General features: G+C 32.9%; 18 protein-coding genes. 4 read left to right on the top strand and 14 right to left on the bottom strand.

The features are described from left to right. Positions 1-139 precede the first annotated feature (139 nt). The 5 genes from HM990_RS01580 to HM990_RS01560 all read right to left on the bottom strand — a co-directional run bounded on the left by HM990_RS01580 (position 140) and on the right by HM990_RS01560 (position 4457). Positions 140-463: a hypothetical protein gene (locus HM990_RS01580; RefSeq protein WP_178987255.1), complete on the bottom strand. Its 324-nt coding sequence runs from the start codon at positions 461-463 to the stop codon at positions 140-142. A 646-nt stretch (positions 464-1109) separates the two neighbouring features. Further along, complete coding sequence (locus HM990_RS01575) at positions 1110-1685, bottom strand: PhnA domain-containing protein (RefSeq protein WP_178987254.1); 576 nt, start codon at positions 1683-1685, stop codon at positions 1110-1112. Positions 1686-1746: 61 nt separating this feature from the next. Continuing rightward, the gene (locus tag HM990_RS01570; protein ID WP_178987253.1) at positions 1747-2748 is read right to left on the bottom strand and encodes a type I phosphomannose isomerase catalytic subunit; all 1002 of its coding nucleotides are present in this window, start codon (positions 2746-2748) and stop codon (positions 1747-1749) included. Positions 2749-2759: 11 nt separating this feature from the next. Next, positions 2760-3245: a glycosyltransferase gene (locus HM990_RS01565; protein WP_178987252.1), complete on the bottom strand. Its 486-nt coding sequence runs from the start codon at positions 3243-3245 to the stop codon at positions 2760-2762. A gap of 27 nt (positions 3246-3272) precedes the next feature. After that, positions 3273-4457, bottom strand: coding sequence for a response regulator (locus HM990_RS01560; protein WP_178987251.1), 1185 nt, complete (start codon positions 4455-4457; stop codon positions 3273-3275). A 182-nt stretch (positions 4458-4639) separates the two neighbouring features. Between HM990_RS01560 and HM990_RS01555 the strand changes: the two genes are divergently transcribed. Genes HM990_RS01555 through HM990_RS01545 form a run of 3 tightly spaced genes read left to right on the top strand, consistent with a single transcriptional unit; the run spans position 4640 to position 10457 of the window. Then, a complete protein-coding gene (locus tag HM990_RS01555; protein WP_178987250.1) occupies positions 4640-7729 on the top strand; it encodes a hypothetical protein in 3090 nt (1029 codons plus the stop codon). Then, positions 7729-8946, top strand: coding sequence for a hypothetical protein (locus HM990_RS01550; RefSeq protein WP_178987249.1), 1218 nt, complete (start codon positions 7729-7731; stop codon positions 8944-8946). The genes HM990_RS01555 and HM990_RS01550 overlap by 1 nt, the downstream gene beginning before the upstream one ends. Further along, positions 8940-10457, top strand: a complete 1518-nt coding sequence (locus HM990_RS01545; protein WP_178987248.1) for a glycoside hydrolase family 2 TIM barrel-domain containing protein — start codon at positions 8940-8942, stop codon at positions 10455-10457. The genes HM990_RS01550 and HM990_RS01545 overlap by 7 nt, the downstream gene beginning before the upstream one ends. Here HM990_RS01545 and HM990_RS01540 read toward each other — a convergent pair. The 3 genes from HM990_RS01540 to HM990_RS01530 form a co-directional block, all read right to left on the bottom strand. Continuing rightward, a complete protein-coding gene (locus HM990_RS01540) occupies positions 10447-11667 on the bottom strand; it encodes a glycosyltransferase (protein WP_178987247.1) in 1221 nt (406 codons plus the stop codon). The genes HM990_RS01545 and HM990_RS01540 overlap by 11 nt on opposite strands. A 115-nt stretch (positions 11668-11782) precedes the next feature. Next, positions 11783-13039 carry an oligosaccharide flippase family protein gene (locus HM990_RS01535; protein WP_178987246.1) on the bottom strand — a complete coding sequence of 419 codons (1257 nt, stop codon included), beginning with the start codon at positions 13037-13039 and terminating at the stop codon, positions 11783-11785. A gap of 30 nt (positions 13040-13069) precedes the next feature. Beyond that, entirely contained in the window at positions 13070-13351 is a 282-nt protein-coding gene (locus tag HM990_RS01530; protein WP_178987245.1) for an STAS domain-containing protein, read from the bottom strand. Positions 13352-13506: 155 nt separating this feature from the next. On the opposite strand from HM990_RS01530, the gene HM990_RS01525 reads away from it, so the two are divergent. Then, positions 13507-15549, top strand: coding sequence for a tetratricopeptide repeat protein (locus tag HM990_RS01525; protein WP_178987244.1), 2043 nt, complete (start codon positions 13507-13509; stop codon positions 15547-15549). A gap of 291 nt (positions 15550-15840) precedes the next feature. Here HM990_RS01525 and HM990_RS01520 read toward each other — a convergent pair whose 3' ends face one another. The 6 genes from HM990_RS01520 to HM990_RS01495 all read right to left on the bottom strand — a co-directional run bounded on the left by HM990_RS01520 (position 15841) and on the right by HM990_RS01495 (position 23379). Continuing rightward, positions 15841-16539, bottom strand: a complete 699-nt coding sequence (locus tag HM990_RS01520) for a hypothetical protein (RefSeq protein WP_178987243.1) — start codon at positions 16537-16539, stop codon at positions 15841-15843. A gap of 663 nt (positions 16540-17202) precedes the next feature. Further along, a complete protein-coding gene (locus HM990_RS01515; RefSeq protein ID WP_178987242.1) occupies positions 17203-19809 on the bottom strand; it encodes a T9SS type A sorting domain-containing protein in 2607 nt (868 codons plus the stop codon). Between the two features lie 342 nt (positions 19810-20151). Continuing rightward, positions 20152-20868 (bottom strand): LytR/AlgR family response regulator transcription factor, encoded by a 717-nt coding sequence (locus HM990_RS01510; protein ID WP_178987241.1) that lies wholly within the window; start codon positions 20866-20868, stop codon positions 20152-20154. Between the two features lie 9 nt (positions 20869-20877). Next, the gene (locus HM990_RS01505) at positions 20878-21195 is read right to left on the bottom strand and encodes an Hpt domain-containing protein (RefSeq protein ID WP_178987240.1); all 318 of its coding nucleotides are present in this window, start codon (positions 21193-21195) and stop codon (positions 20878-20880) included. Next, entirely contained in the window at positions 21182-22249 is a 1068-nt protein-coding gene (locus tag HM990_RS01500) for a sensor histidine kinase (RefSeq protein WP_317166919.1), read from the bottom strand. The genes HM990_RS01505 and HM990_RS01500 overlap by 14 nt, the downstream gene beginning before the upstream one ends. Continuing rightward, the gene (locus HM990_RS01495) at positions 22246-23379 is read right to left on the bottom strand and encodes an FIST signal transduction protein (RefSeq protein WP_178987239.1); all 1134 of its coding nucleotides are present in this window, start codon (positions 23377-23379) and stop codon (positions 22246-22248) included. Before HM990_RS01495 ends, HM990_RS01500 begins: the two co-directional genes overlap by 4 nt. Positions 23380-23381: the final 2 nt, after the last annotated feature.

The raw sequence follows: 23381 nt of genomic DNA, 5'->3' as shown, positions 1-23381 counted from the left end.
AACTTATTTGAATAAATCACTTTGTGATTAAGTCCAATTAGAGTTGCCCTAAAAAACAAAGTGTATCCGAAACATCCATCTATCACCACAAATGCCTGGGAAACACTTTATCAAAATTATTTGGTAGAATTGCTTTGGGTTAAGCGGCTACAATAGTATTAGTTGCAATCATAGTTTGCTTTGGCGCTTTTACCTCTTCAGACTTAAAATGCTGATAAAGTTCTTTGCAACCCAAACCTATGATCGATAGTTTTTTTGATTTTGTGATGGATTCATTATGGAGTTTAGCTAAAGCCATTACACCAGCTCTATCAATACTCTTTACCTGTTCAATATCCACTAGAATATCATCTAGCTTATCAAAAATGTTCGCAAAATGCGAATTGAAAGTTTTAAGGTTCATTTTGTTTAATGTCCCTTTAATCTGATAACGATTGTTGTAATTTGTAATTTGTAAATCCATAATAAATAAAGTTTAAGCGTTCATACTAATTTGGGCTATTAATCAGTAATTATTATACTATTATTTAGAGGGATGACCTCAATATCGGATTTATCAATCAAGCATTCTTATAAAATCGACAAACCGTAAATTTGAGTGGATTATTTGAAATGGACTGTTTATTTTTTCGATAAACAACAGGTTTTAAAATTGATGAAATGTAGGAAAAATAACTGTAAAACTATTCAGAATCAAGCTTTTGAAGATGTGTTTTGATATCTACTGGATGGTGCACTATAATTCTTGAAACTAGGCACTTTTCTAAAAGATGTGAGGGATTTATTGGTCGTTTTTCAAATCCGCTTTTATAATTTGGGCAAGGATATTTCAATAGTGACACACAATTAGAGCATTAGGTGCATCCGAAAGTGCAAATCATTGCTTCGGTTGAATTATAGAGCAATGGCTAGTTACAGTTTTCGCAAATTGGCCTAATTTGTAACACAGATCAAAATTTTTATTTTTGCAAGATGAAATATAAGTACAAGATAATACTAATGGTTCTATTGGCCGGCATAACAATTTACGGTTTGGTAACAGGCCAGTACTTATTTATGATGTTCCTAATTCCGTTAAGTTTTGATTTTTTCAATAAAAAAGATTCCGATTAGGTTTTCTTTACATACTCTGTAATGATCACTATTAATTGGCCATCAACTTTTCCTTCAATATACGTTTCATTTTCATGGTCTAATCTAATATTTCTAACTGCTGTGCCTTGTTTGGCTACCATACTAGAGCCTTTTACTTTTAAATCCTTTATTAAAACCACAGAGTCTCCATGCTCCAAAATGACGCCATTTACATCTCTATGTACAAGTTTGTTTTCGTCATCTTCACCATCACCAGAAGCTTTTGCCAATTCTAAGGTCTCTTCTTCCATATACATCATAGCCAAAAGATCTTGTGTCCAATCTGCCTTAATTCTATTAAGCATTCGCCATGCCATGATTTTTACGGCTTCGTGCTCGCTCCACATACTATCGTTAAGACATCGCCAATGGTTTGCATCTATCTTTTCTGAATCTTCCATTTGCTCAGAACAGGTTGAACAGGCATACAAAGCCGTTTTTTCTCCATTCTCCTTTATATCTGAAACTGTGTATATTGATAATTTTTCATCATTACCACAAAGCTCACATTTATTATTGCTTCTTTGCTGAAGTGTTCTCTCTAAACTCATAAAATTGATTATATCCGCAAATATAATAATTGGGTCGGTTATTAATAGAACACGATGGGAATTATGACGCCATTTTTTTTGATTCAGAATTTCTAGAATCTATATAAACTTCTAGCAGTTTAGAACCTTGGCTATTAAAAATAACATCGTCACTATTAGCAGGAATTAAAACAGTTTCACCCATAGCTACAAATTCTGAATTTTGATTAACCGTTATTTCTGCCTTGCCTTCTACACACATATAAATTATGAATGAATCTATCGTTTTAATAGTTCTTTTCTGAAAACCTTTTACCTCAAAAATATTAGTGGTAAAAAAATCGCAATCTACTAGTTTGCAAGCTTTTTCTTGTTCTAAAGTATAATTACTCTTTCCAGTAGAAGGAAACGTTTTTGTAGCTGTAATGGCTAATTCGGTATGTAATTCTCTTTGTTGACCATGATCATCAGTTCTATCCCAATCATAAACTCGATAAGTGATATCGCTTGTTTGTTGAATTTCGGCAGCCAAAACACCAGCGCCAATCGCATGAATTTTTCCAGCAGGAATAAAATAACTATCGCCTTGTTTTACTTTTTCAGTATTAAAAATGTGTTCTACGTTTGAAGCATTTATATCTCCTAATACAGATTTATCCATATTGTTATCTTTTAAACCCAAAACAATTTCAGCATCTTCATCACTATTCATGATGTACCACATTTCAGTTTTACCAAAAGAATTATGTTGTGCTTTTGCCATTTCATCATCGGGATGAACCTGTACCGATAAATTAGTTTTAGCATCTAAAAACTTAATTAATAGTGGGAAATTTTCTCCAAAAACATCAATATTCTGTTTTCCTAAAAACTTGCTTTTGTGAATTTTTATTAAATCATTTAACGATTTACCTTTATAAACTCCATTTGCAACTGTTGAAATATTATCTTGAACTCCAGATATTTCCCAACTTTCACCAACGTTTTTTAAATCTGTTTTTTTATTTAAAATTTCAGAAAGTTTTTCTCCTCCCCAAATCTTTTCCTTTAGTATCGGTGTAAATTTTATTGGATATGCTTGCATGATTTTTTTATTTAAAGATTCTTTTGAAATTGAAGATTTATAAAATGATTATCCTCTACTATTTTTTTTAAAAAATCTAGTATGGAGAATATACTCTGAAACAAGGTTTGCTTCTTTTTTAATTTCTTGTTTTCAAAATTTGATATAGCGCTTTGATTTTCAGAAATTAGCTCCATTAAATCATTTAATCCATGGTCCTTGATGTTTAACATGTTTACAGAAACATAACCTAAATGCTTTAAATCAAATTCACTAAACATAAATCTCGCACCTGCTTTTACCGCAGCCATATCTGATTTAAATTTTCTCACATTAACTATAGAGACATTATTACACTCTTCTTTTACATCCTGTAATAACTCGTAAGTATTGTCTCTGCTATCATTGTTAACTAGACAGAATTCTAAATTTGAAGTTTGGCTGATTTGTTCAATAAAAAAAGTAGTGTCCATTTCATTTTCGTTATTGTGAAAAATTATAATTATACCCGTTTTCATATTTTAAGGATTTGGCAAAGACCGTAATTAGGCTACTTTTAAGTTATTTGGAAATGCTACTCTTTTATTTTGTTTTTTTCCGCCGTAAACCCAAGCTATTTGTCCTAGCTGAAAAACAATTTTTACTGAATCCTTCATAGATAATTTAGATCCGTCAGCATGAATCCATCGTTTTAAGGGTTGCTCACAAAGCATTCCTTTTGCTTTTTTTAATCCGAAATGGATACTCATTCTTTTAAAGATTTCTACATCAAAAATCCACTGAGTTACAAACTTTTCTCCAAATGCTATATTGATAACATCTTTATGAAAGATTTTAGCACCACATTGTGTGTCCTTGAAATCCATTTTTAAGATCTTTCTGATAATGAAGTTGATCGTTAAACTGATAATCTTCCTTGCGGATTCTTTAGTGATATTGGCTCCCATTCTCGAGATTCGAGATCCACTTACAATTTTGAATTCTGAGGTTTCAATCGTTTTTACCAAGTCATCAAAATCTGCTAAGTCTGTAGATAAATCGGCATCTAAAAAACCGATGTAATCTAAATCCTCTTTTTCTGCCATATGCAACATTCCTAAACGGACAGCTTCAGCTTTTCCTCCATTTTTCTCACAATCGTAAACTGTAATAAAATCTTCTCTTCCTTTTTGTAAGTTCTTTAAAACTTCTAAAGTTTTATCCTTACTTCCATCATTCACAAAACATAAATGATAGCCAGAATTCTTATCGATATAGCTCAAAAACTCATCACTTAATAAACGTTCCTCTTCATTATAGCAAGGAATTACAACACCAACACAACGTTCTTGTATCATTACATTACTCTTTGTAATTACATTCTGCGTTGCTGGCGTACCTATTAATCGCTTTACACGTGCGCTAATTTCATTTAAGCTTAATGGCTTTTTCATGTAATCATCAATACCAAGTTCAAATGCCTGAGTGATGGTGTCATCTTGTGTATTTCCTGATAATATCATTATCGGTGTATCAGCATTTTTTGTGTTTCTTATATATTTTACTACATCTAATCCTGAAACTCCAGGCATGTTTATATCAACAATTACTAAATCTGGATTAAACGTATCATATAGTTCTAATCCCTTAGAAGCATTGGTTTCTATTTCTACTTCGTATCCCAATTCTAATAACCTTTTTTCTAACGGAAGTAAAACTAATTGCTGATCGTCTATGGCTAATACTTTCATAATAAATGATATTTTGTTTTTTAATTACAGGTCAAAATTACTTGATCAGACGCTTGTAAAATTCAAATTTAGCTGAAGCTCATACTTAGTGTAGACGAATGGTAGATTACTATAGATAATTAAAAAATGAACCACTGTTTAAATTATATATCTTTGACAAATCGTTATAGCCTTGGCTTTCAATGAAGGAAACCTCAAACAAATACTTAATCGCTGCGCTTCTTTTAGGATTAGCGTTTCACGGTAGTTCTATATTCTTTACTTTAGAATCTACTTATGATGCCTTAATCCATTTGTTCTTTGCAGACCATTATGCCAATAGTTGGTTTGAACCATGGAACTATGAGTGGTACACGGGTTTTACCGTACAGAGTTATCCACCTCTAGTGCATCAATCCATAGGGCTACTCTCTATGATTGGCGGTTTGAAATTTGGGATGTTCAGTGTTGCGCTTATTGCTATTGTCCTATTTATTACAGGAACCTATCGCTTTTCATTATTGATGACAGGTAATAAAACTGTTGCTGGTTACGCGTCTTTATTAGCTGTGTTCTCTTCCTCCTTTGTTGAAACCCTTCATATTTTTGGGCAATTACCAAGTATTGTTGGTGTTTCTGTTTTAATGCATGCTTTACCCGAAATTTATTTGTGGTTAAAAACAGGTAAGAAATGGTATTTGGCAACAAGTTTATCTCTTATTGCGGTTACCGTTACATCGCATCATGTGACCCCTATTTTCGGTATGGTATTTTTTATCTTTCCTTTAATAGGCATGGTCATTATGGATGTTTCTAGAGTTCAAGTCAACTCCATGAAGGAAGTGACATTCAAAATATTTCTTAGCACTTTTTTAAAGCTTTTTAAACGCATAGTGAGCTTTGGAATGCTATCTCTTGTTTTAATTATAGGCTGTATTTTTCCGTATTGGCTAAACTCTAAAGCCAATCCAATTACCCAAGTCCCTATTCCGCACGGTTCTCGCGATAATTTTCTGGAAATTACGTCCTCCGGACTCGTCTTCTTTTTAATTCCTTGGGGAATTCTACTCATCCTTTTACCCTATATCTTTTACAGATATTACAGCAAACGCTATTTGTTTTTTGGTTTATCCGTTACCATTTGTACCATATTAGGAACTGGTGGCACAACACCTATTCCATTAAAAATGTTAGGCGAAACGGCTTTTAACATTTTAACCTTAGACCGTTTTACACTTTGGGCTTCCATTTTATCTATACCATTAATGGGTGAGTTTGCCTATCGTTTTGTTGAAGGTGATTTAAAGGCATTTATTCAGTCTAAATTTGGTGCTGTTTACCACAGAATTATTGGTGGATTATTAGCAGGATTAGCAGTATTTATGGTTGTATTTACGATGAGCCTAAACTACTTTAGACCATCACAACCACAAAAAATTAATATGTTGCCTATAGTGAATTTTCTAAACCAAGATGACCATGATAAATGGCGATTTTTAACACTTGGTTTTGGCGACCAAATGGCTTGGTTAAGTGCCCAAACAAATGCCATGACGGTTGATGGAAATTACCATTCGGCCAGACGTTTACCAGAATTAACAACGCGCCCAATTGAGCGCTTAGAGAATTCTAAATTTAAAGGTGTTGCAGGTATTGGTTCTTTACAGCAATTTTTAACCACACCAGAAAAATACAATCTCAAATACATATTTTCTAACGATAAGTTTTACGACCCAATTCTCTACTTCTGTGGTTGGCAACGTTTACGACAATTAGAAAACGGAATTATGGTTTGGGAACGCCTCAACATTCCCCCAGTATCCTCTATTTTACCCAAAGAAGATGTGGCCAAATGGCTAAAGATACATTGGGGAATTGTACCGCTTTTAACCGTTTTAATCGCTTTTGTTTTAAACATTCAAATGGTTTGGGTAAATATGTTAAAGACCCGTTTTAAACCTTTGCCTGATTTTTTAAACCATTCCGTTGCGTACGATAAATTCAATCGAAATGTCTTACGCGTCACACATGTTTGGTCCCTAATATTAGCTATCGTGGTGTTTTATGGCATTTATGTATTCTATCTAAAAAACGATTCGCAACGCAGCCCAGAGAATGCTATTATTGCCTATTATGATGCTTTAGATTTTAAAGAATTTGAAAAAGCACATAGCTTAATCGACCCTAATAGTAACATTCCAATTGCGCAATATATGTTAGAGATTTCGGTAACCGATGGCTTGTTAAGCAGTTATGCAAAAATGGATGCTATTGAAACTGAAATAACAACCATTAACGATAGCACAGTGTCGGCAAAAGTTACTAGCCAATGGATTACACCTTTAGAAAAAATTGAAAAAATTGATTACAAATCACTATCAAAAATTAAAGGTAAATGGTATTTGCAACCAGACGATTTAAATAACGACCTACCACCAGACCAACTCTATTCTGCTAACGCAACAAAGTATTTTAATCAAGGGCGACGTCGTATTACTACTGAGCAAACACACCATGAGGACATTTTAAAACAACCCGTTTTAGAAGTGGTTTCGGCTAAATTGGTACAATACGATGGGAGTTATGCTATTATTGGCGAAGTACAAAACATAGATAACGTTCCTGCAGATGTTATTCTAAAAGGAACACTATATAATGACGACAATAAAGAACTCGCTACTTACAATGCCAAGTATCACGTGAAGCATAAATTAATGCCAAAAGAATCAAGTAGTTTCCGGATTAATTTTGAAGGTATTGCTTGGTCCAAAACGCAAGATTCCATTCCAGATACGTTTAATCCAGATGAATTTACACCCATTGAATTTGAAGAACAACCAACAAAATTCAACTTACAAGTAGCTGGAAATGTTTCTGGTTCTGATTTATATAAAAACGTAGTACTAAGCGCTATTGACATAAAAGACAACCTTATAACCGGAAACCTATTTAACAGCGGCATCCAAGAAATTACTATCCCTCAACTTTTACTAACCTATTATGATGATAACAAAAATATGGTTTGGGTAGACCATTTATTTGTAAAAGAAGGTGTACGACAACAACGAAAACAAGATTTTGAATATACTATTTTAATGGATGGAAAAGTAAATATCATTAATGATAGCATGAAAAACATTTTTGTTAACGGTTTGCCAAATGAAGATATTTCTAATAAAATAGTCCCTAATAGAATTGAAAACCATAGCGATGCACAATTGCAAAAAATTGAGCATCCTGATTTTAGTTATATAAAAATAGAAATTAACACGTATATAGGAAGTCCGAATTAATGCAACTTAAACACACATATTTGTTTCTTATAGGTTTGATTTTATTCTCCTCATTTGCTACTGTACAACCAAATGAAGTGGTTAATGAAATTGAATTACTTACCACACAAACCGATTTTGAAGTTGGGACTAGTATTATTTTAAAATTTTCAATTTCTGAAGTAAAACAACCTTTATTGTATTGCTCTAATAGTTATGGCTCGACAGTGATTTCTTCATCTTTAAAAAATAACACACTAGAATTTCATATTCCTGAAAATATGACTAAAAAAATAGGTGTTGTCAATTGGAAATTGTTGAGTAAAACTGAATCCATTTCAGGAAAATTCAACATCAATCCAAAAGCAGAAGTCTCGACTTTAGAAACGTATATTGGGCCACCAAGTATTGAAGCTGGTGGAACAGATTATACCATGCTCGTTGTAATTCCGACAGACTCATTAGACAATCCTGTACCAACGCATACTTTGGTAAAAGCAAAACATCAGTTTTTAGCTTTAGAAGAAACAAATGCTATTTACACGAAGAATTTAATTGCTCATAGAAATCTATATTCTAATAAAGAAAGTGGACGTATGTTAGTTTCTTCAGAAAGTATTGGTATCAATTCTAATGAATTTACCATTAATGTGATGCCTGCAATTCCGACGGATTTTGAAATTTCGGCAACACGACCACATGACTATGCAGATGGTAATCAAATCACAACTTTTACCACTTCAATATTGAAAGACAAACAAAATAATGTGGTTAGCGATGGTACTTTTGTAACGTTTTTTATAACCAATTCTAAAGGTCATATTTTAAAAACCACAGGTATAACTATTGATGGTATTGCGACTTCAAAAATGATTCATCCAGATTATGCGGATAATTGGAACATAAAAGCCTATGTAGATGGTATGGCAGAAAGCGAGAGTATTTCACTTACCTACAAACAAGTTATCAAAGAATTTGACGTTGCTTTTACAGACCAAAACCGTACCATAACCGTTGGTCCATTAAAAAGTTTTATGCAACAAATGATACCAGATGGATTGCAGGTAAAATTAAATATATATCACAACGAAAAACGTATTGAAACCATAACTAAAACATCATTTAACGGTTATGTAAGTTTCAAATTAAAACCTGCTATTTATAATAATGGCATCTACAATTTCAGCATTGGAACAGCTGGTTTATTAAAAGAATTTAAATCAAAAGAACTATGGTAGGTCTTAATAAAAACATACTACGTACCATATTAATAGCCTCATACATTATGATTGTAGCTCTAATCATTGCAGGTGTAAGCGCATTATTTAGTTATCTAAATACAGGTGCAGACCGAAGCACCATGTTGCATACCGAAATTCAGAAAGTAGAACAGTATTTACCAAAAATTGATTGGGAGCCTTTACAAAATGAGGGACGACCAATGGATCAACAAACTTTAAATGCTTTGCAAAGCAATTATTTAGATGCTTGGTATGTAAAACAAATCGCCTACAAGACCAATCAAACAGCAGGAATTAAAGATTACTATACAGACAGTGCTAGAGAAAACCTGTATGATTTTATTGAATTAAATGAAACCGAAAATATCACCATTGAAGCCACCACACTCAAACACAATCCAACTTTAGAGTTCTTCAGTGAAGATGGACAATTGGCCGTTATTACTGATCGGAATGTTGTGGAATACAAACGTGTTTTTAAAGCTGAAAGCATGGTTTTAGAAACTACAGAAATGGCAAGCTATAAACTTGTGTTTTTATTAGAAGATGGCTTTTGGCGGATTCGACATTTGGTTAAAGAATCAGCAGATATTTATGACAATAAAACTGAACCAATTTCAGTTGATAATTTAAATATCAAAGGCATTAACTATTATCCACAAGCCAATCCCTGGGATATGTTTGGGGCCGAATTTTCTGCAGACACCATTTCTAAAGACTTTAAAATTATTAAGGAGGCTGGTTTAAATTCGGTACGATTATTTGTGCAATATGACGATTTCGGGAAAGCACACGTCAACCCAATAAAACTTGAAAAACTTAAAAAGACTTTAGATGTAGCAGAAGCGCATAATTTAAAAGTGGTGTTAACCTTATTCGATTTTTATGGTGATTATTCTGTAATGAGTTGGACACTAAACCAACGTCACGCAGAAACTATAGTTGAAGCTCTAAAAGACCACAACGCACTGTTAGCTTGGGACATTAAAAACGAACCCAACTTAGATTTTGAATCTAGACAAAAAGACGTTGTAATAGCTTGGTTAGATTATATGATTGATCTTGTAAAATCCGTAGATAATGTCCATCCTGTAACCATTGGTTGGTCTAACGCGCAAAGTGCTTCTATCCTTAAAGACAAGGTGGATTTTGTATCGTTTCATTATTATGAAGACTTAGAAAAACTCGACAATACTATTAAAACTATGAAAATCGAAATCCCGAACAAACCTCTGGTGCTTCAGGAGTTTGGGATGTCTTCCTATTCTGGTTTCTGGAAACCCTTTGGTTCTTCCGAAGAAGACCAAGCCAATTACCACAAAAAAATCCAAGAACAAATTGCAGCTCATAATTTGCAATTTATGTCTTGGACCTTATATGACTTTGTCAAAATACCAGAGGAAGTCGTTGGGAAACTTCCTTGGAGAAAAAATGCTCAAAAACATTTTGGTTTTATTGATGAAAAAGGAAATTATAAACCTTCTTTCAATTATATTTCTAAAGAATAACTTTTTGAGGATTATTATTAGCGTTCACAACATACTTCTCATCAATAATGTCTTGGAATGTTTCCATGTACATCTCTGCAATTTGCGACATTGGATGTGCCGTTGCAGCCTTATAATTTGTTTTAGCAAGTTCTAATCTATAAGCCTCATCAATGACTATAGCTTCAATAGCTTTTGCTAAACTTTCTACACTTGTTGGCTCAAAAAATTCACCTTTATAACCTTCATCTTGCACTAATAAAGCTAAGTCTCCTAAGTCTGGCATTACAACTGCCTTACCGTAACTTCCGGCTTGATGCAGCACTCCAGAACTTCCTGTTGTAGAGGTATAAGGAAATACAACTACGGCACTTTCATTAAATATTACTGGTACATCTTCCTCTTCTACATATCCTGTAAAACGCACTTGAGGCACATGCTTGTAATCTTCTTCTACTTGTGCTAAATAGCCTGGCACGTTAGGATTATCTGTTCCAGCAATAACAACCTCTAAATCTAATCCTGTGGATTGTCTTACCATTTCAACCGCTTCAATCATGCCTTCAACTTTTTTGTAGGTTCCAAACTTTCCGAAAGTCATGATTTGTAAAGGACCATCAGGTAAACTATAGTCTGGTTCTTCAGGTATTTCAAATGTGCCATGTGGAATTAACTTTACACTGGTCGCACCATATTTAGCTTCCAAAATATCAACATACTTTTGCATAGTTACGGCAACCGTGTCGGCCTGTAATATTAATTTTGTTAAACTTGTACCGATAAATCCGTAGATTTTCTGCATCAACTTATTTGATGTAAAACCAGCACTTCCTAAATCAACCTCTTCAAGTATATTGTGTAACAATACAATGTTAGGAATTTTTTTCAGCTTACAAACTAATGGTAACATTAAGCCTAAAGCTGCTGCAATTTTCTTATCACCAAACTTCATAAATTGTAGGTTAAACAATACTGAATCTGGTTGTGTTTTGTTAATCGCTTTGGTTACCGAAAAAATATTATTATAACTATTAAAGGACCAACATTCTTTTACCGTGATCTTGCAACCCGCTTCTGTAAACTCAAGATCTTTTGTTCCTTCGGTTCTGTCGGTTAACAAGATTAATTCTGTGACGTTTTGGTTCTTTATAAATTGCTTTACTAAATGATAAGCATATTCGTTTAAGGTGACTTTACTTGGTGGATATGCTGTTACAATTGCTAGTTTCATAAGGTATAGATTTTATCGTTTATTATTAATTACAGTGCAAATTTGAGCGTTTTAATCGCTGATATTTGAGAGTTTCGATAGGACGACTTTAACTGTAGATGAGTGGTAATTTACTTTAGATTACCGCTTTTTTAGTGACTTTAGATTCGTGCATAAAAAAGCCTATTTGTATGGCTAATAATAAAACCATCGCTATGATTTGCATGTGCACTACTTGCTCTAAGCTATCGTGATAAAAAATCACTAAGACCATTTGCAACATTCCGAAAACTCCAGAGATAATTACTGGCACATATTTATCTAAAGACAAATAGTAATAAGCGAAAATATTTGAGATGGCAAACATGGATGTAGCAATCGCATATTTCCATAATAAAGGCGCCATTGCAATATACGCTTCTCCAAAAAGGATATTTATAATCAACTCAGGAAAACATAAACAGGTGACTACAATAACGATTGAAATGGCCGCAATATAACCGACATATTTAAAGAGTACGGAAGCGGTTTCTTTTCCTTCTTTCTTTAATTCTACAACTGCTGGTAGCAATAACATCACAAACATCCAGGCGATGAAATAAACGATTCGACCTATTAAAGCTAAAGATGCGTACAGACCTGCTTCGTAAGACTCAAAGTAATGCTTTACTAATAAAATGTCACTATTATTAATGATGATTTGAGTAAGCTCATAAAAAGCAGTCAGTAAAAAGAAGTTTTTAATCTGTTTGTTATAATTCCGTTCTAACGGAATTGACTTTTTTAAACTTATTTGTTTAAACTTAAAAGGAAATAGACCGAATACAAATGACAATACAATACCTACAGCGATAACTGCCGACGATTGAATATTAAACAACAGTATTAAACCCAAAGTAATAATTAAGCGGCTTAACATTTCTCCTTGATACGTAATAGACAATGACTTATAAGATTTTTTTCCTTGAAACGCACCTCTATTCACACTCATTAAAAAGTAAAGTGGCACACCACAACCAAAAATGATAAACATGGTTGAAGATGATGTATTAAAAAGAGATTGCAATTGCGACGCAAATGCAATAATTAATGCGCCTAATATAAGTCCGACAATGAAAGCTTGTTTGTAAACCTTAGCAATAAAACATTGAAAAACCTTGTTTTCAAATAAAACTGAAAACTTTGCCGTTACCAATTGAAACGTCATTGCCACAAAAGACAATACCAATAAAAATGTAATTAATACTGCGGCATCAGCAAATGCTGTTGGTCCTAACACACGCCCTAAAATAAGATTGTATAGATAATTACCTCCATTTACTGCTAAAACACTAAGCATAAATAATTGCTCTGGTGTTATCTTTCGTGATGTGAGTGTTGCTAATAGTTGCATGATATTTCGGTTTTGTATTTAGAGTGTTTTTTAGGCTGCAATAACTGAATATCTAAATTCATCATAGGTGTCTTTACAACCAGTACCTAGAATAAAAAAGGCTCTGTTCTTACTTAATGCATTTTCATATAAAACTTTTATAGCGGCTAATCCGTTTTTATCAATTTCCGATACATTTTCAATATCAATTGTTAATTCTCCAAAGGTGTTTAATAGCATTTGAAAATGCGATTGAAAGTGTCTTGCTGTTGATGCATTGATTGATCCTTCTACTGTAAATACGTTGTTTTTTTCTTTAATTGTAAGTGCCATAAATTGATTATTTTTTAATGGTTATTGTTTTAAATCTGACGCAAATATCTGACGCATTTCCATGTATGAGCATTCTATTTCGATGGTTGGTAGATTGCTGTAGATGAATGGAGGGACAACGCACCGTAACTTGCAGTAAGTAAAATGAAACAAAAATGAAGACCTTAAAATCACTTATTTATAGTACTGCTTTTTTATTTGTATTTAGCGCAACGGCTCAAGACATGAAAAAAGGATTTACCTACTTAGAAACCGGAAAGTATGCACAAGCAGAATCCTTCTTTAGTACAATTCTAAAAGACTATCCAGATAATAAAACCGCAAGACTTTGTTATGGACGTGCTATAGGACTTAATGGAAAAGCACAAGAAGCGAATGATTTATTCACGGACTTATTGAAAGATTACCCAAATGATTTTGAAGTCAAACTAAATTACGGAGAGTCCTTATTATGGAACAACAACTTTAAAGCTGCTAGAGTCTATTATAAAGCTTTAGTTGCTGAGGATCCAAAAAGTTTTGCCGCTCTTTTGGGTTATGCGAACACGCTATCAAATTTAAAAGCATACGAAGATGCCTTAACTATGGTCAATAACGCTTTAGAGGTGTCACCAGGAAACCCAAATGCCATGATTTCTAAAAAATATATTTACTTAGGTTATGCCTATCAAAACCAACAAGCGCAGAACTACGATAAAGCTGAAATACTTTTAACCAAAAATCTCGAAATCTTCGGAGACGATAAAGACACATTACTCAATTTAGCCAATCTCTATTTAATTTGGAACAAACTAGACAGTGCCAAATCAATATATAATAGGTTAGCAGAACAACCAGAACATAAAATTATTGCCCAAAACGGTTTGGCTTTAGTAGAACATCTTAATGGTAAAGAAAAGAAAGCTTTAGGTCTAAGTACTCAAGCTTATAACAGTCTTAACGAGAACACAGACCAAAACATTACGAAACAAACCACAGAACGTTATGCACAAGCATTAATCTGGAATAAAAAATTTAAGGCAGCTACCAACTTAATTGATACTTTAATCACTGAAAATCCAAATAAAAACTGGGTCTTAGCATTACGAGCAACTTTAAACATTTACAAAAGTAATTTCAAAAAGAGTTTAACCGATTACAACCAGATATTAGAAAACGACAGCACGTCTTTTGATGGTAACCTCGGAAAAGCCAATGTTCTTAAAGCCTTAGGCTATACAGACGAGGCTTATACTTCAGCAGAAAACACGTTAAAGTTTTACGATAACCAAAAAGATGCCACTAACTTTATTAACCAATTAAACAATAGCTTTGCCCCATATTTGGAATCTAGCGCATCACATACGTTTGATAATGGCGACAATAAAGCCTTTTCATTTAATAGTAATGTTGTGTTTCCATTGTCTACTAAGTTAGCCATTTTAGGAAACTACAATTACCGAACCACCAATAATACCATCACTAACAATAGTGCTACCTCTAACAATCTTTCTTTAGGTTTATCTTATAAATTAATACCAAGCATTACCTTTAAAGGCACTGCAGGTATGACGTCCGCGAAAGCAGAATCTGAAGATTATACGCAACTGCTAACCGATCTTTCTTTTAACATTAAATCTTTTAAATTACAAACCTTAGATATTGGTTACAAAAGACAGATTGAAAGTTTTAATGCTGATCTCTTAGATAGAGAATTAGTACAAAACAATTATTACGCTAATTATAATTTAGGGACTAATTTTAACTTGGGTTGGTTTACACAATTGATGCACACCTCTCAAAACGATGGTAATAAAAGAAACCTATTATTCACCTCTCTTTACTATAACTTATTACCAAAACCAGCTCTAAAAGTGGGTGTTAATTACCAATACATTACGTTTAAGGAACAAGTGCCTACTATTTACTTTAGTCCTGAAAAGTTCAATGTGTATGAAGTATTTATGAATGTCATTAAAAATGAAGACAGTGCCAAACCTAAATCATGGTTTTATAATTTAACGGCTGCTTATGGTTATCAATTTATTGAAGACGATGAAAAACAAAGTACCTACCGTTTCCAAGGCGCGTTAGGCTATAAATTCTCAGAGCGTAGTTTATTAAATTTGTATGGTACGCATAGTAATATTGCTTCAGCTACTGCTGCTGGTTTTACGTTTACTGAAATTGGGTTACGGTTTAAGTGGCTGTTTTTATAGAAAGTGGTTTTTGAGAGGTAGTAATAATCCTGAATAATAACAATAAATTAATCAGCCTTTAGCCTTTTCAAGAGATTCAGCATTTATAATCCTTGGTAATAAATAACACTTAAAGCTCCTAATTAAATCATTAGTTGTTGTAGTCTTGCAATTCCTATCGAAGTTTGCTGATGTTCTTTTACCTTCTTTTGAGTAATGTGTTTGTGTAGTAAATAGCGTGTTACAGCAACTAATTTAGTAAACAACAACGGACGCCAAAAAATTAATTGTGCACGGTATTTCCTATAGTATTTAAGAATTGTTTTTGCCCACGATTAGCTTTAATGCTTTTTCCGAATCTTCTAAAATCGAAATTTTATAATTTTTCCATTCTATAATTAGTTTCTTATCTTTATGCTTATTTAGTGACATAAATGACACCGTTTTCTGTTCACCTCCTACTGACAATAAAATAGTATAATAATTAAAGGCATCTGTCTGATTTCCATTTATATCCTCTGACCGTTCTCCAATGTAGTCTGCGAACTGAATTTCAAGGTTACCAATAACAGCTGTTTGCCCAAAATCAATAAACATTGTTTTTCCAAAGTCTAATTTTTCCACAACTAACGCAACTTCCTTTTTACTAATTTCTAATGTAAAAGAATAGTTTTGATATGCTTTTGGATAGTTTACTTTTTCACTTTCATTAGACACATCATAGCACCAAAGAAAAGTAGAGTATTTAGTGTTATTTTCATATAAATTTAATTCTAGTTGAATATGTGGTGAGTTGTTATTTAATGTATTGGATTGAATAAATAGATTGGCAGGTTCTATAACTAGTTTCTCAAATAGCGTATTAGGATTTTTTCCAATTTTTAAAGGTATTATTATAGAACTGTTTATCACGTCATTGTCCGATTGTGCATATCCAGTAAAATAAATAAATACAAATAGTATAATCAATAAATTAACTTCTGAAACTTTCTTAATTAGGCGATGTATCATTAAAAAAGTTTCTCAAATTTGAATGATAGCATATAATATAACATTCCTATTGTAGTCAATAAATGAATTCCAAATCCAATAAAATTTAGGACTTTTACATAGATCTTATTATGAAAACCAATTATAGAGCAGAAAGCGACTATTAAATACAAGTTTCCATACATATTACTAATAATTCTCTAAATTCAAAATTATATTGTTTTATACTTGGACTAGTAAAGGCAAAAAAACAAAATATGCCTATCACAGTAACCGTATTTAAATAAGAAATTATTAAAGTTGTCTTTTGTATTTTATACCCAATAGTAATCGCTGCTATAGTGCAAATCAAGACAATAATTATTATTGCGCTTACGGGTACATCATTCATAAAAACTGTATATACGTAGTATTAACTATATCTACTAAGAAATTTGCATCATAAGTAATCTCTTCATAAATATACAATTAAAACCCAAATCACCTTAAAATCAAAGGTAAACTTACTCTCGTTCAGAGCACAAGGAAGAGTGTTTGATAGATTAAAGGCTATGGTGTTAGGTAGATTCTTCGATCATGCTTCCCTCTGAATGACATTTCGAATATTTTATGTGTATACTACAAAAAAACAATAGGCAAAAGCTTTCGCTTTTGCCTATTACATAAGGAATTAACCAAGGGTCATTAATTAACAATCAATTTTAAGGGATAAAAATTATTCTGATTATTAACGATTTTACAGAAGTATAAGCCAGAGCTTAAGTTGCCTCTATTTATAGTGATGCTGTTTCTACCTTGTACAGCATTATAAGTTTTAGATTGTATTTGCTTACCTAACTGATTATACATTACAAATTGTACGGATTCACTTTTCTGCATTGTAAAATTCAGAGTAGCTTTTGTTGTCATTGGGTTAGGATAGACAGATAATGTTGCTACTTCTGTTTCAATATCACTTACGGACAACGCACTGCTTTGTGAGAAACGTAATTGATTTAAGTGTAATGATTTTGATGTCAAGGTTCCATTTTCAGCCACCATTGTAAAGACTATAGTAACTACATCATTTAATTCTGCCATCTCAGTGGTATTGTTTTGTAAATCTCCAAACTCTACTGTGAATTCCTGCGATGTACCGATTAAGCTAACCGTTGTTTTATACTGTGCTTCCCAATTAGTAATACTTTCCTTTACAAATGTAATTTCTAACTGACCTGTACCACTGGCATCAAATTTAAAACTGTTGTAATCTGTAACATCTACAGCTTTAAATCTTGGTGTTAATGCTCTATAGGTCGCTACATAGCTGTCAGTAATTGCTTCTAATACTACATTTCGCTCTATTGGAAAGTCCGAAGTTTCATACTCAGTGGTATTTGTAGTAACATTATACAGACTAACATCTGTCCCTTCTTGTGAAGCGTCAATTCCCCAAGGACCATCGGACATAAATAGATCGTCTGGTGTTGCCACGCCATCACCAATTCTAAAGCCTATATCAAAAAGGTTTCCTGTATCTACTCTCACATTGGTGATGTAATTTCCGTTTAGATTAATGGTAGAATTAAGGTTGCCAAAAGCTTCCGTTTCTGTTGTTCTGTAACCAGCGTTTAAGGTAACACTCTCTGTTCCATTTGTATTTATAATCTGGAGATCTAACCCTCCATTGGTATAGCCTCCTTTTCTCACAAAGACAGTTGGTGGTGTAGAGTTATTATAACTCGTTATAGGCTTTTCTATAGTTAATAGATTTAGTACTTCTTGTCCTAAGGTGTACAAATCATCTATGGTATTAGACCAAATCTGGAAATTATAAAATGTGACATTTTCTTCGTATTGATCTAAATTCCAATGGCTTTCTATAGCAAAATTAGTATCATTATTAATCACTTTAGCTGAAAGGCTTAATACAAACTCATACGTACCATCTTCGTTTCTAATAATCGATTTTATAAACTGCTGCCCATTAATATCTATGGTAGATACTGAAATTAACTCCGCTCCCAATAAACGATCACAGATATACTTCGTATGCTCATATACACCGTTTTCTGTTTTTAAAGCTAACACTGAAGCAACCGAAGTTCCGTTCTTTAAATAATCTAAAGCATAGATTTCAGTAGCATTTGTTATGCCTATTAAATCTGAGGGTGATGCTTCTACAGCCTCATCTTCATTAATGGATTCAAGTGGCACAAAATCCTGCAAGGTGAAATTTGAATTTGAATTTCTACTTGCGTAGCGCATTCCCTTTATTGCTCGTGGTGCTCTTGCCGCATCAAATTTGTAACCTGTTTTTGCTCTTTTAAAATTACGTGCATTGATTTGCTCAGATAATCTATTGTTACTTTCTAATCCACCAGCATTAGAGCTGGATGTTGGCGGTGCTATAACATCACACATTCCAAAACCTGAACATGATGGGTCTTCACAATCTATTAATCCATCACCATCATCATCAATACCATTATCACAAATTTCTTGTAAAACTGGTGCTGTTGGGCAACGCGCTCCGTCATTACTTGCGCTCGAAGGCCCAAAAGCAAAAAGGTTAGATTCAATATCTGCTACTGTTTCTACGGTTTGAACTGCTTGGATAGCGTATATGGTTCCTGTTTCATTTGCAGAGATATAAAAACGACCTTCGTTGTCAAAATAAACAGCTCCATAAGTATAACTCAAACCAGATAAAATTGGTACCTCTCCTAAAGCGGCAACTTGCCCATTTTCAGGATTTATCCTATATAAGATATTTGAACTTTTCGCCACAGCATAAATCTGACCATCCACAGCGTTAAAAGCCCAATCATGAATACTTATATTTTGAGATAAAGTTTCTGTAGATTGGTGTTGCTTATAGTTAGTAGACGCTGGATCTAAGTCTATTTTATAATATGTTGTTCCGCTTCCTTTTAAGTAATAGATACCATCTGAACTTACATCACCAACATAACGATTGTTGGTCGGTAATTCATCTATATAAAAAGTTGTTGTGCTAAAATCTTTACCAATTCTAACTATTGTCTTAGCTGGAGATTTTAGTGAACCCCAAATAAATCCGTCTGCAGGATTATAGGCTGTGGCATTAATATCTCCAGGTGTTACATCTTGCGCTACTTGATAAGAATTTCCAGAGGCTAAGTCAATGGCATAGACATCATTATACTGAAATAAATAAGCATTATAATCACAATTAAAAGGAATAGCCTCTTGTCCTAGTGTGCTGAAACTTAATACTAGTGCTAAGACTAAAATTAATTGATTTTTAATAGTGTAAATTGTATTCATCATCGTAATTATTATGTGATTCTGAAACAAAAATACCGAGGATCAAGATCTTATTCTGAAGTTTTCGTTTGAAGCGAAGGTATCAGCGTTAGTTTACTATTAACTATCGATGAATGGTTTTTAAGAATTAAGATTTCGTTATAGCTCTCAATTACATGTCATAAACCATAAAGACTGATCTGTTATTCAGAAAATAGAATGCAGTTTGTCATTCAGAGGGAAGTATGACCAAATAATCTTTAAATTATTGAAACTGATTAATTTGTTGAGAATTTACGCTAATGCTCTGAATGATAGAAATATTTTGAATATTAGAACAATTAAAATGTAGTTTGTACAGGTCTTTTAAAGCAAGTTCAAACGTTTCATTAATTCTGGTCGGTTAGAACGACTTACAGGAATCACATCTTTTTTAATCAATACACTATTGTCTTCAATATCAATAATTTTATCGACATTGATTATATAAGAGCGATGGATTTTTAAGAACAAACTATCTGGCAATTTTTCTTCAATTTTCTTTAGTGTCGAATGGACTGTGTAGTTTTTATCTTCAGTTTTTACTTGGATATAGTCACCTTTTGCTTCCACTAAATAAATACTTGGGATATCTATTTTAATAAGACGTCTATCAATATTCACATACAGATCATTACCAGAACTCGTTTCCACTTGACTTGACGATGCTGCCTTTTCAACTGGTGCTGCGGGCTTAATTGCTTCCGCTTTATCAATCGCTTTTTGAAATCGCTCTGGAGTTATTGGTTTCACTAAATAATCAACAATACAATCGTAACCAAAAGCTTGAATCGCAAAATTTGGATCTGATGTTGTTAGAATAATTTTAGGTGGATTTTTAATAGTATCTATAAAATCGAAACCGGTAAAATCCGGCATATGGATATCCAAAAAGATTAAATCAATGGCATTAGAATTCAAATATTTTATGGCTTGCATTGCATTAGGAAACTCCTCTAACAAATTTAAACTAGGAACATTGGTACAAAGCTGTCCAATAATAGCTCTAGCCGTAGCTTCGTCATCGATAATAATACAATTCATAAAATAAGCTTATAAGGTCTTTAAAAAATCAGTCATGATTTGCAGAATAGATTCAAAATCTGTTCTACCTTCCGTTTGACCATCAATGAGATTATTTTCATAATTGACAGCAACACCATAACTTTTCTCAAGGCCTAAAATACTAATTTTATGTTTAAGTTTATGAACATTCTCTGCCGTAAGTTTGAAGTTCTTTGCTTCAATATTATCAAAATACACCTTCTTTTCCTCTGGAAATTCAGATTTAATTATACCTATTAACTTTTGCTCAAAGGCTTTGTCGCCTCCAGACATACTATGTATATATGATAAATTAGGCTGTTCCATTCGGTTCTTTTTTTATAATAAAGTAAAATGTAGTCCCTTCATTAATTTTTGAAGTCAACCAAATCTTTCCTCCGTACAAATCAATAATTTTTTTAACGATAGATAAACCTATACCTGTTGAATTCCCATCATTTTCTAGCTTTTCAAAGGTGTTAAATATTTTATCAAAATAGACCTCTTCTATACCCTTTCCATTGTCTTTGACGTAGAATTCCCAAGCGTCCATTTTATCTTCGACTCCAATTTCAACTTTACCATCCGATTTATCATTGTAAGCTATAGCATTCCCTAGAAGATTCTGAAACAATTGCTGCAATCTGTATTTATCACCTTTTACAATAGGAAGCTTCTTTTTAGTAACCGTAATGTGTTCTGGAATTTGAATTATAGATAAAATATTATCCAACAAATTATTTAGGTCTACGTCGTAAATCTCTATGTGATTTTTACCGATTGTCGAATACTCCAAAATACCATTTATCAACGTATCCATTTTTTCAACATTATTTCTAATAAGATCCAATGTTTTTTCTCCATTAGTGTCAAAAGCGTCTTTATAGTCTTCTTTTAACCAAGTGGTCAACGTATCTATACTTCGCAATGGAGATTTTAAATCGTGAGAAACCATGTGGGCATAATCACTAAGCTCTTGGTTTTGGTGCGCTAATTCGTTTAAAAGAGATTCTTTTTGCTTGTTCATTTCAACAATAGCTTTGGTTTGATTATCAATATAATCTACCAAATCAGAACCTGATAATTCAACAGCATCGGCTTTTTCATCATCTTTAAGGTTATAAAATTTTAGCGTGTTAATAACATCCTTTAACTTATCGATTAGTTCTTTTTGCTCTTTTGCTTCGTCCTGTAACTTTCTGTTGGCATTAAATAATTCTTCCGAACTGATGGACATCGCACGTTGAATCATTGCCGACTGCTCATCAAAATTATTATAGGATCTATCTACAGCCGAAAGAAAATTTTCTAAGTCCTTATTACTTTCTAATTCTTTACTTAAATATTTACGTATTTGTCTTTTCAGTAAAGAATTCATCATTCACTAATTAACGTTATCGTCATTGTTTGGTTGTGCAATTGACAAGCTATTTCTCCATGAAAAGGTGCAATTTCTCCATAAGAGTAAAAACCCGAAATAGCGATATCGCTTCCTAAAACTTCAATAACTTCATCTAGCTCTTCCTCAACACGTTGATCAAGCACTAATTTTCTTCCTATACAACTTACTAAAAGTGCTATCTCTGGTTTATTTTTTCTGAATTCTAAGGCTTGTCTTGCTGCACGCTCTGAGGCGTTGGCAATATTATCTACATTAGTCATCATGAGCTGTACCTTAGAATTTTCGGGAATATTTCCTGCTAAAATTACAGCGTTCTCCTCTTCATCAATACTTAAAATAGATCTTACTATTGATTGCTTTTCGTTAGCAGATGTTACGTTGAGAGGATATAATAATGCAGCACCTGGTAAATCTTTAGCTTTATCACCTAAATACGTTTTGTATAGATCTAAAGCCGGTTGACCATCTAATTCGTAAAGTGTATTATCTTTGGATTTCGTGACTATTCGCTCTGGTCCAAAAGGCGTCCAGCCACCATAAATTGAAAATGTAATTTCTAAGGAATCACCATAAAACCCTATCGCAACTATTTCACCTTCTTTAGGATTTTCGTTATACGATGCCAATGTTTTTTCAAATCTTTCATCATCTCCACATAGACCACCAGTTATAAGTAAATTATCACTTTTGGACGACGTCATACCTTTGGTCAACTGACTGCCATTGATAAAGCTTCCTTCCGAAACGACAAAAACATATTTCAAATCGTCCTCAGGAAACTGATTTATCAAATCATTACCTGTTTTGAAACTATCTAAATCTGCACTTAAAACATTACTGGTTTTAATTAGAAAATGACTTTTTTCAAACTCCATGGCTGTAATAGTCATACTTTCTTCATTCACCGTATTCGAAGAAATTTCAGCGCAAGCCGAACCAAATACAATATGTCCATCTGGAAATAACCCTCTAATTTCTTGATAGATTGAATCGTCTTCGAGGACATATCGATTTCCAAACACTAAAACTAAAGGTTCCTTCAATTTTTGGTTTCCACCAATATAAGACCAATCTTGGTTTTTATATTTTACTAATTGTACTGTTTTCATTA

Source organism: Winogradskyella schleiferi (assembly GCF_013394655.1).
Classification (GTDB): domain Bacteria; phylum Bacteroidota; class Bacteroidia; order Flavobacteriales; family Flavobacteriaceae; genus Winogradskyella; species Winogradskyella schleiferi.
Note: the sequence above shows the minus strand (reverse complement) of the source record. Positions and strands in the feature narration are given on the sequence as shown.